This is a genomic window from Novosphingobium sp. BL-S-24 (assembly GCF_055521575.1).
Window position 1 is genome coordinate 473,735 of the sequence record NZ_CM145488.1, and the last position, 14,875, is coordinate 488,609.

The window sequence follows — 14,875 nt, forward strand, 5'->3', positions numbered from 1 at the left end:
CCCCCCTTCACCCAAATGCCGGCGCGAAAGCGGCCTGCTCAGTAAAGCAGAAGGTCCGCCGTTTCATCGAGCCACGCCGCTTCATCACGGGCAGCGCAAATGTCCAGATCGGCTGGTGATGCGCCCGCATCGTCCACCCATTCGCGTAAGATCGGCCCGCCATTGATGACGTCGATGGCAAGGCGGTCGAATTCATATTCGTACGGAAAATCGCGCCATAGCGCATAGTCCGGGTAAAGACGCCGGATCGCTTTGAACGCAAGTGCCTGCAGACGCCATGGGCGGAACGCGCGATGATCGTAGAAACGGCCCTCGGCATGAATCATAAGACCGTTGCATAGGGTCTTGGCGTGTTTGTGAAACGTAGGCTCGAACCAGCATTCCCGAAGCGCCGCGCCGCCTAGCCATTGCGGAGCGAAAGCCTGCATGTCGGCAAGGATCGCTTTTGCATCGACGTCCGGTGCGCCGAACAGGACTTCCAGCGGACGGGTGGTGCCGCGTCCTTCGGATAAGGTAGTGCCTTCCAGCATGACGGTGCCCGCATACGCGCGTGCCATGTTGAGGTTCGCCGCATTCGGGCTGGGATTGATCCAGACGCGGCTCTCCGGCCAACCGAAGCCGGATGCAGCGTCGGGCTGCCAGCCGTCCATGTGGATCACGCGATAATCGACATCCAGCTTGTACTGGCGAACGAACCATTGCCCCATTTCGCCCAAGGTCAGGCCATGGCGCATCGGCATCGGGCCTGCTCCGACGAAGCTCTCCTGCCCGGCAACGAGCGATGTGCCTTCTACCGGCCGCCCGGCGGGGTTGGGCCGATCCAGCACCCAGACGCTTTTGCCTTGCGCGGCAGCTTCTTCGAGCAGGTAGAGAAGCGTCGTCACAAACGTATAGATACGGCAGCCGAGATCCTGGAGATCAAACAGGAACACATCCGCGGTATCCATCATGGCGCGCGTCGGGCGGCGCACCTCTCCATACAGGCTGAAGATGGGAATGCCGTGGACGGGATCGATCTCGTCCACCGTTTCGACCATGTTGTCCTGCTTGTCGCCTTTCAGGCCATGCTGCGGGCCGAATGCGCTCGTCACGTTGACGTCCGCAGCAATCAGGGCGTCGAGAGAATGGGTCAGATCCCTGGTGACGGAGGCAGGGTGCGCCACCAGCGAGACACGGCGGCCTTCAAGGGGACGGCGGAGAGTGGGGTCTGCGAGCAGACGGTCGATACCGAAGTTCATGCGGTGGTGGGTGCCGCAACCGTTTCCAGGAAGCAAGCCGGATCATGGAAGTCCGGCGCTTCTCCCCCATGGGACAAGGCCCAGTAGCTTTTGCGGCCGCCCGTTTCCTCGATCACCGCCGTGAAACCGCATCGCCAAGGCGCGGTCGGCAGCCCGGCGGCGGGGATCGCAGCGTCGAAGATCGCCATGTCCGTGCCCAGTCGCAGCGTACATTCCGGCTCCCGTGGCATGGCCCGCTCGGTCATTCCTTCACGCCGACCGGTAAAATCATAGACGTTCCAGCGCTCTGACGGCGAAAGGTTCAGTTCCGTGTAGCCCGCATCGCCCTCCATCTGCAAAAACATCTCGAAGCAGGTCGTCTTCCATAAACCGTCGTCCCTGCCCTTGCCCGCGAACGGGGGGACAACCAGTTGGCTGGCGCCGAGTAGCTTCCATCGTGCGCGAAGCCAGGTATCGTCGAACCTGATGATGCGGGCCTCGATACTCCGAACCGACACGGGTGGATGTAAGGGGTGGAATGAAAGACTAGCCATAAAGCCGGCCTAATCGGTCTCATCACAGACTGACAATCGGGAATCGTCATCGCGCAGTTTGCATGCTAGTCGCGCCGCTCCTCAACCAGATCGAAGCGAGCGATGAACTACACATCTTCCCTGCTCCGCCTCCTTGATGAGCGCGGCTACATCCACCAGCTAACCGATGCCGAAGGGCTCGACGCCATGGCGGCAAAGCAGGTGGTGCCGGGGTATATCGGCTTTGATCCCACCGCGCCTTCGCTGCATGTCGGCCATCTGGTCTCGATCATGATGCTGCGCCAGCTTCAGCGCGCCGGACACAAGCCCATCGTCGTTATGGGCGGGGGCACCGGCAAGATCGGCGATCCGAGCTTTAAGGACGAGGCCCGCAAGCTCCTGACGGAAGACCTTATCGCACAAAACGTCGCGTCCATTCGCCGCGTGTTCGAACGTTTTCTGACGTTCGGCGACGGCCCGAGCGATGCAATCATGGTCGACAATGCCGACTGGCTGGACAAGCTTGAGTACATCCCCTTCCTGCGCGACATCGGGCAGCACTTCTCCGTTAACCGGATGCTCAGCTTCGACTCGGTGAAAACGCGGCTGGATCGTGAACAGTCGCTCAGCTTCCTCGAATTCAACTACATGATCCTGCAGGCGTACGACTTCCTTGAACTCTCACGTCGGGTCGGATGCCGGCTGCAGATGGGTGGATCTGACCAGTGGGGCAACATCGTCAACGGCATCGAGCTTTCACGCCGCGTTGATGGCACTCAGGTGTTTGGCCTTACCACGCCGCTGCTTACCAATGCGGACGGGTCAAAGATGGGCAAGACGGTCGGCGGCGCGGTGTGGTTGAACGAAGACCAGCTTTCGCACTTCGACTACTGGCAGTTCTGGCGCAACACTGACGATCGTGACGTCGGGAAGCGGTTGCGGCTGTTCACCGACCTCCCGCTGGAAGAAATCGCCAGATTGGAAGCGCTTAAAGGCAGCGAAATCAATGCGGCCAAAATCGTCCTTGCCACCGAGGCGACGAAGCTGTGTCGCGGCGTGGACGCCTCGAAGGGAGCCGAAGCAACCGCGCAGGCAACCTTTGCGGGTGGCGGCGTGGGTGAGGACCTGCCCACGATCGAAGTCGGTTCGGACGGCGTCCGCCTTGCGGCGGCTTGCACCGCGCTCGGTTTCGTGGCTTCGAACGGTGAAGCGAAGCGAAAGATCGGTGAAGGCGCGGTGCGGCTGGATGACGTCGCCATGGACGACCCCGCAATGCTGATAACCGTGGCTGCCGGTGAATCCCGCAAGCTGAGCCTTGGCAAGAAAAAGCACGGAATTATCAAGGGAATATGATACGGATTACGCTGGTCCTATTACGTAGGGCCAGCGTAGTTTACGGATTGTTTGCCATTTGGTGGTACTCCCCTTGTTCTCGACCAATACTGAGGCAAGGACCATGAATGCAGGAGCGCAGCTCACTGTGACCGACAAACGGCGTGCCGCCCGCCATCCCGTCGACCACACCGTGATCGCCGAGCATCGCCAGCTTGGCGACCTGCCTTTGCACATCATCAACGTGTCGGCCCAAGGCTTCATGGCCAGCGGCGAGATCGGTCTGGAGCGCGGTGAACGGCTGGTGATGCGCTTACCCGTGATTGGCCGTATCGAAGCGCACATGATCTGGGCGCACGAAGGACGTTCCGGGTTTCAGTTCGAACGCATCATCCGGATCGATGATTTTCTCGATCTGGTCGACGCCATTCAACCAAATCCCCGGCTTCGCCCACGCCGGTGATACGCACTTCGTGTCGGAACGCTGATGGCCTGCAATCGTTATAGCCGGTGACGAGAGGCACGTTCAACCTCAGCAGTAAGCAATGTTTCGCGATGGCTTGGCAAGGTGGCATCGTGCTGCCATGCAGCATGGCGTGAGTCTGGACGCTTCCCCCCCATCATCGCCATTGGCAATAGCCGACTATCGCCGGTTCTGGCTGGCTCGCTTTTTTGCCGTCCTTGCCACGACCGGCACAGTGGTGATCATCGGCTACCAGCTATACGATGTCGCGCGCACGGACTATGGCATGTCCATATCTCAAGCTGCCTTTCAGCTTGGATTGCTTGGCTTCGCGCAATTCCTGCCGGTCTTTCTACTGACCCCGATCGCCGGATTTGTGGCTGACCGGGTCGATCGACGCAAAGTGGCCTCCATTGCATCGCTGCTCGATATGTGCGTCGCCATCGGGCTTGGCATCACCACTGCGATGGAACTACGCAGCTTGCCGGTACTGTATAGCTTTGCGGTGTTGCACGGCATGGTTCGCGTGTTCATCAGCCCGGCTATGTCGGCGATTGCGCCGAACATCGTGCCCCCCCAGCTCATTCCCCGTGCAATCGGCTTCAACTCGATCGCCATGCAGGCGGGGACGATTATCGGTCCGGCGGCCTATGGCTTTATGTTCGCGTCCGATCACGCGCTGCCTTACTGGTCTTCAGCAGTGTTCACGCTGGGCGCATCGATCGCGATACGCTCTATCCGTCACATGCCACCGCAGGCCCCTGACGCCCGCAAAGCGCATCCGATACGGCAAATCGTAGAAGGCTTCCGTTTCGTATCGAGCGAGCGGTTCCTGCTCGGCTGCCTTACGCTCGACTTGTTCGCGGTGCTGCTGGGCGGCGCTACGGCGCTCATGCCCGTCTTCGCGCGCGACATTCTGCACGTCGGCCCTGAGGGATTGGGCCAGATGCGCGCGGCGACGGCTGCCGGAGCTGCAGTGGTGGCGCTCTGGCTCTCGTTCCGACCGCTCAAGAGCGAGGTCGGTGTGAAGATGCTGGTAGCGGTAGTGGCGTACGGAGCGGCCACCGTAGCTTTCGGCCTGTCACGCCACTTTCTGCTATCACTTGTGTTCCTGGCCCTGCTGGGCGCTGCCGATATGATCTCGGTGTTCATCCGCAGTTCGCTCGTTCAACTGCGAACTCCCGACAACGTCAGAGGACGCGTCTCGGCCATCTCCGGCCTGGCGGTCTCAGCGTCGAACGAACTGGGTGAATTGCAATCCGGCTTTGCCGCTGCACTGCTCGGCGCGACCGGGGCGGTTGTTTTCGGCGGGAGCGCTGCCATAGTTATTACTCTTGCATGGGCGTGGCTGTTTCCGGAAATCCGCCGCGCCCGCACGTTTGAACCTCGATGGGAGCATAACGCATGAAGGCCGACAGCATCCTCGCCACGATCGGCAACACCCCGCACATCAGGCTTGCTCGCCTGTTCCCGGACCATGAAGTCTGGGTAAAAGCGGAACGTGCCAACCCCGGTGGATCGATCAAAGACCGGATCGGCCTTGCGATGATCGAAGCCGCTGAACACGACGGAAGCCTGAAACCCGGCGGATCCATCATCGAGCCGACATCCGGCAACACGGGCATAGGCCTTGCCATGGCCGCCGCCGTTAAGGGTTACAAGCTTGTGCTTGTCATGCCGGAGTCCATGTCGCTGGAGCGCCGTCGCCTGATGCTGGCCTATGGTGCCCAGTTCGATCTGACACCTCGTGAGAAAGGCATGAAGGGGGCCATCGAACGCGCCAAGGAATTGATAGAGGCCACCCCGGGCTCGTGGATGCCGCAGCAGTTCGATAACCCTGCCAACATCGACATCCACGTCAGGACGACTGCACAGGAAATCCTTGCGGACTTTGCGGACACGCCCATCGACGTTCTGATCACCGGGGTCGGCACTGGCGGCCACCTCACCGGATGCGCCGAAGCTCTGAAAGCGACGTGGCCCGACCTCAAGGCCTATGCAGTCGAACCTACCCTTTCTCCCGTGATCTCAGGTGGACAGCCCGGCCCGCACCCTATCCAGGGCATCGGTGCTGGTTTCATCCCGGGCAACCTGCATACTCAGGCAATCGATGGCGCCATCCAGGTCGACCAGGCAGATGCCAAGGATTGGGCACGCCGTTGTGCCACGCAAGAAGGGATGCTCGTCGGCATCAGCTCCGGCGCCACTCTCGCCGCGATTTCGCAGAAGCTCAAGGACCTGCCTGCCGGTAGCCGCGTGCTTGGCTTCAACTATGATACCGGAGAGCGTTACCTCTCCGTGCCGGACTTCCTCCCCGAATGAATTTGGAACCGATCCCTTACGCTCATGGCGACGTCAGCCTGACCGGGTGGCTCGCGCGTCCCAAAGACAAGCCTCGCGCGGCCGTGCTGGTTCTACCCACCATCGTCAACGCGAACGATGCGATGGAGAGACGGGCGAGAATGCTCGCCGATCTCGGGTACCTCGCTCTTATCGCAGACTTCTACGGCGAACCGGTTCCGGACTTTGACGGGTCGCGACCACTGGCAGAGAAACTGCGAGCCGATCCGCGCCATTATCGCGATCGGATCGCCGCCGGCATCAACGCTTTGAAGGCAATCCCCGATGCCAGCGGGATACCCACCTTGGCCATTGGCTATTGCATGGGCGGCCAGGCTGCTTTGGAAGCGGCACGTGACGGACAGGATTTGCTCGCGGTAGCCAGCTTCCACGGATTGCTCTCCACTGATCTGCCTGCGCAGCCCGGAGCGATCAAGGCCCGCATGCTGATCTGCCATGGAGATGCCGATCCCATGGTCCCACGCAGTCAGGTCATGGGTTTCTGGGAGGAAATGGACAATGCCGGGGGCGACTGGCATTTCCACTCTTACAGCGGCGTGAAGCACGGGTTCACTGAACCCGGCAGCGACGCGCGTGCGATGGCGGCGATTGGTTACGATGCGAGTGCAGACCGCCAGTCTTGGGCTGCACTCATCTCATTTTTCGACGAAGTAATCGGATAAGCGACATCAGACGCGGGCTGACGCCCTCAGTCCGCGTCTGAAATCCGGGCTAGCGTGTTGCCGTCAAGTTTGCGGTAGAAGCAGCTGCGTGCACCTGTGTGGCATGCAGGGCCTTCGGGGCGGACAAACAACTGCAACGCATCCTGGTCGCAATCGACTAGTATTTCATCGACCCTCAGGAAATGCCCGGACGTCTCACCCTTGAGCCAGAGCCGACCGCGCGACCGGGAGTAGAAGTGAGCCAGCCCCGTATTGCGCGTTTTCTCCAGCGCCTCGGCATCCATGAACGCCACCATAAGGATTTCTTTGGAGGTCGAATCAACGGCGATTGCAATAACCAAGCCGCTGGCATCAAACTTGGGCATGAAGGAAGACCCCAATTCGCGTTCTGCGGCGGTGGCATCGGGCATTCTACAGTCCTTGATTGCGGGTTTTGTAAACTATTGTTGCAGGATAACCACAGCCCGCACCGAAAATCCACGCTGCTTAGCGAATCCTCTTTGCAAAACGGCGGTTTCGATCAATTTTAGTCCTGCAGCTGGGGGGCTGCTACTGACCACAGGTCGCTCGCAGTAAAGTTTCTATAGCGATACTTTGCTGATGATAAAGGCGCCACGGTTCAGGGAAGCGATTATGAGGGATCAGGGCTAGGCTGGCGCAGGGGCACAGCCGAACTGCGAAAGCAGGGCCCAACAGTTTCGTCACGAGGGCGCCCGGAACCACAAGTTCCGGGCGCTTTCGTTTGTATCAGGTGGCATCCAGCGCTTCATCAAGAACGCGCGCGAAACAGGCGACCACCACTTTCGTGGCGCCCGCTTTTTTCAGCACCGAGATGCATGCATCCGTCGTTGCTCCACTTGTCAGCACGTCATCCACCAACACTACCGACTTGCCTTTCAGTACTGCGGAGCGATCGGCCCGCACGTTGATCGCGCCGGTCAAAACCCTCTTGCGGGCTAATTTGCCCAATCCGCCTAGTGATGGCGTCGGCTTTCGGCGCTCCAACGCGTCCACGCACAATCTGCCTGATGTGCGGCGGGCGACGTGTCGCGCAAGCTCGGCTGCCTGATTGTATCCCCTCTTCCAAAGGCGCCAGCGATGCAGCGGCACCGGGACGATTATCCATTCACTGTCCACGAAAGACAGCTTCGGTGTGATAAGCCCCGCCATCATCGGCGCCAGCGCCAGGCGCCCGCCATGTTTGAATGCCAGAACCAGTTTTCGCGACGTGTCGTTGTACAAGGTCGCGGCGGCAATCCCCGCGTGCTTGGGAGGATGGGCGAAGCATGGGGCGCACGTGCCACCGGGCGGCATGGTATCTCCAAATGGCCTCCCGCAGGACACGCAGGATGGATCCCCCGGGATGGCCAGCGTACTCCAACAATCCATGCACAAACCGGTCTGCGCGCTTATCCCGGTACCGCACAGGGGGCAACGCGGCGGAAAGATCAGATCGATCAACGGCAGCAGAGCTTGAGCGACGGACATGGCTCCCTATCGATTGGCCTCTCACCAGCCGCAATGACCGATCAGCACGGTTGCAAGGTTTTCATCGACGCGGCAGGAAGCCCGCCATGGATAGCAAAGCACCACCCCGCATCTTCTCTCCAACGCGCCGGATTGCCGCTCGCAAACGCATGCTGGTGTTGCAACAACATCAGCCCGATCCCGCACGATATCTGATCGACGAAATGGTCGAAGACGTGCTGGATCGCCTGTCCTTCCTGCGCTTTGAACCGGCCAGTGCCCTGATTGTCGGTGATTACAGTCATGCCCTCGCCTCCCGATTGAACAATGAGGGCGTAAGGGTCATCGAAGCGGAGCCGTGTTGTGGCTTTTCGGAAGAGCACCCGCTTCCCTTCGACGAGGGTTTTGACCTGATCGCCAGTCTAGGCACGCTGGATACGGTGAATGATCTGCCTGGCGCACTCGTTCACATCCGCAACGCTCTCAATCCGGGCGGCATGATGATCGCAAGTTTCGTTTCATCCGGCAGCTTACCGACGTTGCGTGACATCATGCTAACTGCCGATGCAGAGCGCCCTGCCCCTCGCCTCCACCCCACGGTCGATGTGCGCGCCGGCGGGCAACTGCTGCAACGCACCCGCTTTGCAGACCCGGTTGTCGATCACAGGCACATCGATGTGGCCTTTCGCGAATTCGACAGATTGATGGCAGACCTTCGTGCGCAAGCGCTGACGAACGTACTCGCTGACCCCGGGCCACCCTTGAACAAAGCAGCGTTAAAGCGCGTACATGACGCGTTTGCGGCCGCCGGTGACGGCGGCCGCACGGTAGAGCGTTTCGAGATATTGACGCTTTCCGGCTGGAAACGCTGACCGTTTCCAGCCGGAAAAGAACTCAGCCCAATGCCGCTTGCGCCGCAGCGAGGCGGGCGATTGGCACGCGATAAGGCGATGCACTGACGTAATCGAGACCGACCTTTTCGCAGAATGCGATCGAGGCCGGATCGCCGCCATGCTCACCACAGATGCCCAGCTTGAGGTTGGGATACGTCGCCCGTCCGCGTTCCGCACCCAACTGTACGAGCTGTCCGACGCCCTCAATATCAAGGCTGACGAAGGGATCGCGCGGGTAGATGCCCTTCTCGACGTATGGGCTGAGGAACCGCGCGGCGTCGTCGCGGCTGACCCCGAGCGTCGTCTGCGTCAGATCATTGGTGCCGAACGAGAAAAACTTGGCTTCCTCCGCGATTTCACCGGCCATCAGCGCCGCACGCGGCAGTTCGATCATCGTACCGACAAGATACTCGAGGCTCCGGCCCTTCTCAGTGAACACCTTTTCAGCGGTTTCGTCTACCAGCTTGCGGAGGATCTGCAGTTCGCGCTTGGTCGCGACCAGCGGGATCATGATTTCCGGCACGATCGCTTCGCCAGACGCTTCCGCAACGTCACAGGCGGCCTCAAAGATCGCACGTGCCTGGATCTCGTAGATCTCTGGAAACGTGATACCCAAACGGCAACCACGATGGCCAAGCATCGGGTTGAATTCATGCAGTTCGTCGGCGCGCCGTTTAAGCGTGTCCACGCCGATGCCGATGGTATCGGACAGTTCCGCGAACTCTGCGTCGCCGTGCGGCAGGAACTCGTGAAGCGGCGGATCGAGCAAACGGATCGTGACCGGAAGGCCCGCCATCACTTCGAAAATGGACTGGAAGTCCGCCCGCTGTTCCGGGAGCAGCTTGGCCAGCGCCGCGCGGCGACCGGCCTCATCCTCGGCAAGGATCATCTGGCGCACGGCCGAGATGCGATTGGCGTCGAAGAACATGTGTTCGGTGCGGCAAAGGCCAATGCCTTCCGCGCCGAACTGGCGAGCCATGCGGCAGTCTGCCGGGGTTTCGGCGTTGGTACGCACTTTCATGCGCCGATGCTTGTCAGCCCAGACCATCAGCGTACCGAAATCGCCTGCGAGTTCCGGTTCGATGGTCGGCACTTCGCCCGCCATGATCTCACCGGTTGAACCGTCCAGCGTGATGACATCGCCTTCTTTCAGTTCGCGATTGCCAATGCGCAAGGTGCGCGTCTTCATGTCGATCGACAGGGCAGACGCACCCGAAACGCAAGGACGGCCCATGCCCCGCGCGACGACGGCGGCGTGGCTGGTCATCCCGCCGCGTGCAGTCAGGATGCCCTTGGCCGCGTGCATGCCGTGAATGTCTTCAGGCGATGTTTCCACACGAACAAGGACCACCGCATCGCCGCGTTCCGCGCGCTTTTCGGCGTTGTCGGCATCAAGAACGATTACGCCGGACGCTGCACCCGGTGATGCGGGGAGACCCTTGCCGAGCACATCGCGCGCGGCTTTGGGGTCGAGCGTCGGGTGGAGCAGCTGGTCGAGTGCCATCGGATCGACCCGCTTGATCGCCGTGGCCTCGTCGATCAGGCCTTCTTCGACCATGTCGACGGCCATCTTCAGCGCGGCCTTGGCGGTGCGCTTGCCGGAACGTGTCTGGAGCATCCACAGCTTGTTGCGCTCAACCGTGAACTCGATGTCCTGCATGTCGCGGTAGTGCTTTTCGAGCAATTCGAACACGGCGGCGAGTTCCGAGTACGCCTTGGGCATCGCTTCTTCCATCGAAAGCGGCTTGGCACCGGCGCGTTCGCGGGCGAATTTGGTCAGGTATTGCGGGGTGCGGATGCCGGCGACGACGTCCTCGCCCTGGGCGTTTACCAGCCATTCGCCATAGTAGGCTTTCTCGCCCGTCGCTGGATCGCGGGTGAAGGCGACGCCGGTGGCTGAGGTATCGCCCATGTTGCCGAAGACCATTGCCTGGACGTTGACGGCAGTACCCCAATCGCCCGGTATGTCATTGAGACGGCGGTAAACTTTCGCGCGATCGGAGTCCCAGCTATCGAACACGGCCTGGATGGCGCCCCAGAGCTGTTCGTGGACGTCCTGGGGGAATTCGCGACCCAGTTCCTTCTGGACGATCGCCTTGTATTCCTTGACGATTTTCTGCCAATCGGCCGCCGTCAGTTCGACGTCGTTGTCGTAACCGTTGTTTTCCTTGGCGATTTCCAGGGCTTCTTCGAACAGGTGATGTTCGACACCTAAAACTACATCGGAATACATTTGGATGAACCGACGGTAGGAGTCCCAGGCAAAACGGTCGTCGCCGGAGACATTTACCAGGCCCTGCACCGTCTCGTCATTCAGGCCGAGGTTGAGGACGGTGTCCATCATGCCCGGCATGGAAACGCGCGCGCCCGAACGGACCGAGACGAGCAGCGGATCGGCGGCGTCGCCGAACGATTTGCCGACGGTCTTTTCGATGTGGGTCAGTGCTTCGGCAACATCACCGCGCAGCTGGTCGGAGAAGTTGGCGCCTTCGGCCAGGTACTTCACGCATTCCTCGGTGGTGATGGTGAAGCCGGGGGGCACAGGCAGGCCGATCCCGGCCATTTCTGCAAGGTTGGCGCCCTTGCCGCCGGTGATCACCTTGTCGCGCGAGCGAGGGTCTTCGTGCTTGACCCCGCCACCGAACGTGTAGACCTGCCTGATCATCTGTCCCCTAACTTTCCTGTAAAGGATTTGCGCAAGTTGAAACGGACCGAGGGGAAAATCCTCCTACCCCTCGATCCGCGAAAAATCTGCCACGTTGTGCACTGCAGCACGGAAACGTGCCAGCAATGCAAGACGTGACCGTCTTTTAATCCTGTCGGGATCGTTGACGATGACCCCCTCGAAGAACGCGTCGATCGGTGCCCGCAGCGATGCGAGCGCGGTCATCGCGCCCGCGAAGTCCTCGGCAGCAACGGCGGACGCAGCCTGCGGTTCCGCCGTATCGAGCGCGTCGGCCAGGCTCTGTTCGGCGGGCTCACGTGTGTAACCGCCGCCCTGCTCGACGGTGCGGCGCATTTCCATCTTGGCGGCGACCACTGCTTCCAGATCTGGATCATCGACCGACGACAGCGGGTCTTCCTCACCGGTTTCGGACAATTCCGCCTCGACGCCCTGCCAGTCCTCTTTTCGGAGAATGTTGGCGGCGCGCTTATATCCCGCCAGAAGATTGGTGCCATCTTCGGTGGAAACGAACGCCTGTAATGCGTTCACACGGGCAAGGAGGCGAACAAGATCGTCTTCGCCGCCAAGGGCAAAAACGGCGTCGATCAAGTCGTGCCGGACGCCAGCCTCGCGCTGCTGAACCTTGAGCCGGTCAGTTAGAAAATTCAGTAAATGGATTATCGACGCAGACACCTGCGCTTTTAGATCTTCGATTTCCGGTTCAGCGCCCTTCCGGTCCACCGCATTTTTGACTTGAATCTCGGACAAACCAACCAGATCGTTGGCCTTCAACAGTAGATCTTGAAGGGATGAATACTCTCGGGAGATAACATCGTTTAAATAAGGCGCCGACGCCTCAATCAACATTCTGATCATGCCAGCGTTGATCGAGCTATCAAAAAGCAGTCTTAAAATGCCAATAGCTTGCCGACGCAATGCAAACGGGTCTTTAGATCCGGTGGGCTCTAATCCTTCAAGGAAAAATCCGGTCAGCGTATCAAGCTTGTCCGCCAGCGAAACCGCTACCGTAACCGGCGCAGTTGGCACTTCGTCGCCCTGCCCGACTGGTTTGTAGTGGTCGCGGATCGCGTCGGCCACAGCATCGGGCAAGCCTTCGGCACGGGCGTAGTAGCCGCCCATCAGGCCTTGCAGTTCGGGAAACTCCCCGACCATTTCAGTGACAAGGTCGGCCTTGCACAGTTCGGCGGCCTGTCGCGCCAGCACGGGGTCGCAGTTGGGGACGATGCCTTCGCTCGCCAGCCATTCGGCCAGCTTCGCCACGCGCTCGACTTTGTCGGCGACCGTGCCGAGCTTTTCATGGAACGTGATGCGGGCCAGCTTTTCGGCTTGGACGGAAAGCGGCGTCTTCTTGTCCTGTTCCCAGAAGAAGCGGGCGTCAGACAGGCGGGCGGCCAGGACCTTGCGGTTGCCCGCGACGATGCCTTCGCCGCCGTCCACCGCGTCAATATTGGCAGTGCAGACGAACGCATTGGCAAGCTTGCCCGCATCCTCGCACACGAAATACTTCTGGTTCACGCGCGCGGTCAGCTGGATGACTTCGGGCGGAACGTCGAGGAATGCTTCGTCAAAGCGGCCCAGCAGCGGCACCGGCCATTCGGTCAGGCCTGCGTTCTCGATCACCAGCCCCTCGTCCTCGACAAGGGTAAGTCCGGCAGCGGCAGCGGCATTGCGCGCTTCGTCGCGGATCAGTTCCTGACGTTCCGCGTGGTCCACGATGACGTGGCAGGCCGACAGTTTTGCTGCGTAGTCGTCCGCGCCGCCGATGGTGATATCGCCGGGCGCGTGGAAACGGTGCCCTTTGGTCGCGTAGCCGGAGCGGATGTCGCCAACGTCGCACTCGACCAGTTCTTCACCCAGAATGGCGACGATCCCGGAAAGCGGGCGCACCCAGCGCAGCGATTCCGTGCTGATCGATGCTGCGCCCCAGCGCTGCGACTTGGGCCAGGGAAACGCCCGCACGATCGCCGGGATCGCCTCGGCCAGAACGTCCTTCACCGCCCGGCCCGGCTTTTCGACGATGGCGAAGTACGTGTCCTTGCCCTTCAGGTCGCGGATTTCAAGCTGATCCTTGGACAAGCCCGTCTTGCGCAGGAAGCCTTCGAGCGCCTGTTCGGGGGCCGTGATCGCCGGACCTTTGGTCTCCTCGCGCACCGCCTCGGTGGTTTTCGGCAAGCCGTTGGCGATCAGGGCAAGGCGGCGCGGCGTGGACCAGACGGTGATCTGGCCGAGGGTGACGCCAGCGGCTTCCATTTCCTTGCGGAACAGCTTTTCCAGATCCGTGCGGGCACCGGCCTGCATGCGGGCGGGAATTTCCTCGCACCGCAGTTCGAGAAGAAAGTCGGTCATACGGTCCACCCCGGGAACTTGGCTTCCCACTGGTTCCTGTTCTTGTCGATCCAGGCCTGGCACGATCCCTTGGCCAGATCGCGAACGCGGGCCATGTAGCTGGCGCGCTCCTGCACCGAGATTACGCCGCGCGCCTGCAACAGGTTGAACAGGTGGCTGGCCTCGATCGCCTGATCATACGCGGCGAGCGGAATGGCGGCATCGATGCAGCGCATGCATTCCGCCTCCGCCGCCTTGAAGCCGGCGAACAGGCTGTCGGTATCGGCAATTTCGAAATTGTATTTCGACTGCTGCTGTTCGTTCGCCAGGAACACGTCGCCGTAGGTGACGCCTTCGTTGTTGAACCGCAGGTCGTACACCCAGTCCACGCCCTGGATGTACATCGCAAGGCGTTCCAGGCCGTAGGTCAATTCGCCCGCCACCGGCTTGCAATCGAACCCGCCTACCTGCTGGAAGTAGGTGAACTGCGTCACTTCCATACCATCGCACCAGACTTCCCAGCCCAGACCCCAGGCGCCCAGCGTGGGGCTTTCCCAGTCATCCTCGACAAAGCGGATGTCGTGCGCCAGCGGATCGACACCGATCGCGGCGAGGCTTTGCAGGTATAGCTCCTGAAGATTCTCAGGGTTGGGCTTCAGGATGACCTGATACTGATAATAATGCTGAAGGCGGTTGGGATTCTCGCCATAGCGGCCATCCGTCGGCCGCCGGGACGGCTGGACGTATGCTGCTTTCCACGGTTCCGGGCCAAGCGCGCGCAGGGTGGTGGCGGGGTGGAAGGTGCCGGCACCCATGCGCATGTCATACGGCTGGAGGATCAAACAGCCTTGCGCGCTCCAGAAATTATGGAGCGTCAGGATCATGTCCTGGAAGCTGAGCGGCTGATCATCTGCCCTTGGCGCGGCGGTCATGCGG

The 14,875-nt window shown here is 60.8% G+C and carries 13 protein-coding genes and 1 pseudogene; 6 read left to right on the forward strand and 8 right to left on the reverse strand.

Going from position 1 to position 14,875, the window contains the following annotated elements; translation table 11 throughout:
- Nucleotides 1-38: 38 nt before the first annotated feature.
- Together ACZ1JM_RS07425 and ACZ1JM_RS07430 are read right to left on the reverse strand one after the other, a co-directional pair.
- On the reverse strand, nt 39-1,238 hold the full coding sequence (locus tag ACZ1JM_RS07425; protein WP_465134198.1) for an exo-beta-N-acetylmuramidase NamZ family protein: 1,200 nt from the start codon (nt 1,236-1,238) through the stop codon (nt 39-41).
- The gene (locus tag ACZ1JM_RS07430) at nt 1,235-1,771 is read right to left on the reverse strand and encodes a DOMON-like domain-containing protein (protein ID WP_465134199.1); all 537 of its coding nucleotides are present in this window, start codon (nt 1,769-1,771) and stop codon (nt 1,235-1,237) included. Before ACZ1JM_RS07430 ends, ACZ1JM_RS07425 begins: the two co-directional genes overlap by 4 nt.
- A gap of 102 nt (nt 1,772-1,873) precedes the next feature.
- On the opposite strand from ACZ1JM_RS07430, the gene tyrS reads away from it, so the two are divergent.
- From tyrS to ACZ1JM_RS07455, 5 genes are all read left to right on the forward strand, one after another.
- A complete protein-coding gene (gene tyrS / locus ACZ1JM_RS07435) occupies nt 1,874-3,103 on the forward strand; it encodes a tyrosine--tRNA ligase (RefSeq protein WP_465134200.1) in 1,230 nt (409 codons plus the stop codon).
- A 103-nt stretch (nt 3,104-3,206) separates the two neighbouring features.
- Nucleotides 3,207-3,545 (forward strand): PilZ domain-containing protein, encoded by a 339-nt coding sequence (locus tag ACZ1JM_RS07440; RefSeq protein ID WP_465134201.1) that lies wholly within the window; start codon nt 3,207-3,209, stop codon nt 3,543-3,545.
- Nucleotides 3,546-3,666: 121 nt separating this feature from the next.
- Nucleotides 3,667-4,953 carry an MFS transporter gene (locus ACZ1JM_RS07445; protein ID WP_465134202.1) on the forward strand — a complete coding sequence of 429 codons (1,287 nt, stop codon included), beginning with the start codon at nt 3,667-3,669 and terminating at the stop codon, nt 4,951-4,953.
- Complete coding sequence (gene cysK, locus ACZ1JM_RS07450) at nt 4,950-5,867, forward strand: cysteine synthase A (protein ID WP_465134203.1); 918 nt, start codon at nt 4,950-4,952, stop codon at nt 5,865-5,867. The genes ACZ1JM_RS07445 and cysK overlap by 4 nt, the downstream gene beginning before the upstream one ends.
- Nucleotides 5,864-6,568 carry a dienelactone hydrolase family protein gene (locus ACZ1JM_RS07455; RefSeq protein ID WP_465134204.1) on the forward strand — a complete coding sequence of 235 codons (705 nt, stop codon included), beginning with the start codon at nt 5,864-5,866 and terminating at the stop codon, nt 6,566-6,568. The genes cysK and ACZ1JM_RS07455 overlap by 4 nt, the downstream gene beginning before the upstream one ends.
- A gap of 26 nt (nt 6,569-6,594) precedes the next feature.
- On the opposite strand, the gene hisI is transcribed toward ACZ1JM_RS07455, so the two are convergent.
- The 3 genes and pseudogenes from hisI to ACZ1JM_RS07470 form a co-directional block, all read right to left on the reverse strand.
- Complete coding sequence (gene hisI, locus ACZ1JM_RS07460; RefSeq protein WP_465134205.1) at nt 6,595-6,978, reverse strand: phosphoribosyl-AMP cyclohydrolase; 384 nt, start codon at nt 6,976-6,978, stop codon at nt 6,595-6,597.
- Nucleotides 6,979-7,315: 337 nt separating this feature from the next.
- Nucleotides 7,316-7,882, reverse strand: coding sequence for a ComF family protein (locus tag ACZ1JM_RS07465; protein ID WP_465135008.1), 567 nt, complete (start codon nt 7,880-7,882; stop codon nt 7,316-7,318).
- 30 nt (nt 7,883-7,912) lie between these two features.
- Nucleotides 7,913-8,056, reverse strand: a pseudogene (locus tag ACZ1JM_RS07470) (double zinc ribbon domain-containing protein); the annotation flags it as partial.
- Nucleotides 8,057-8,142: 86 nt separating this feature from the next.
- On the opposite strand from ACZ1JM_RS07470, the gene ACZ1JM_RS07475 reads away from it, so the two are divergent.
- Nucleotides 8,143-8,907 (forward strand): methyltransferase domain-containing protein, encoded by a 765-nt coding sequence (locus tag ACZ1JM_RS07475; RefSeq protein ID WP_465134206.1) that lies wholly within the window; start codon nt 8,143-8,145, stop codon nt 8,905-8,907.
- Nucleotides 8,908-8,929: 22 nt separating this feature from the next.
- Here ACZ1JM_RS07475 and ppdK read toward each other — a convergent pair whose 3' ends face one another.
- The 3 genes from ppdK to ACZ1JM_RS07490 all read right to left on the reverse strand — a co-directional run bounded on the left by ppdK (nt 8,930) and on the right by ACZ1JM_RS07490 (nt 14,871).
- The gene (ppdK, locus tag ACZ1JM_RS07480) at nt 8,930-11,593 is read right to left on the reverse strand and encodes a pyruvate, phosphate dikinase (RefSeq protein WP_465134207.1); all 2,664 of its coding nucleotides are present in this window, start codon (nt 11,591-11,593) and stop codon (nt 8,930-8,932) included.
- A 63-nt stretch (nt 11,594-11,656) separates the two neighbouring features.
- Entirely contained in the window at nt 11,657-13,960 is a 2,304-nt protein-coding gene (gene glyS / locus ACZ1JM_RS07485; RefSeq protein WP_465134208.1) for a glycine--tRNA ligase subunit beta, read from the reverse strand.
- Nucleotides 13,957-14,871, reverse strand: a complete 915-nt coding sequence (locus ACZ1JM_RS07490) for a glycine--tRNA ligase subunit alpha (protein WP_465134209.1) — start codon at nt 14,869-14,871, stop codon at nt 13,957-13,959. Before ACZ1JM_RS07490 ends, glyS begins: the two co-directional genes overlap by 4 nt.
- Nucleotides 14,872-14,875 lie beyond the last annotated feature (4 nt).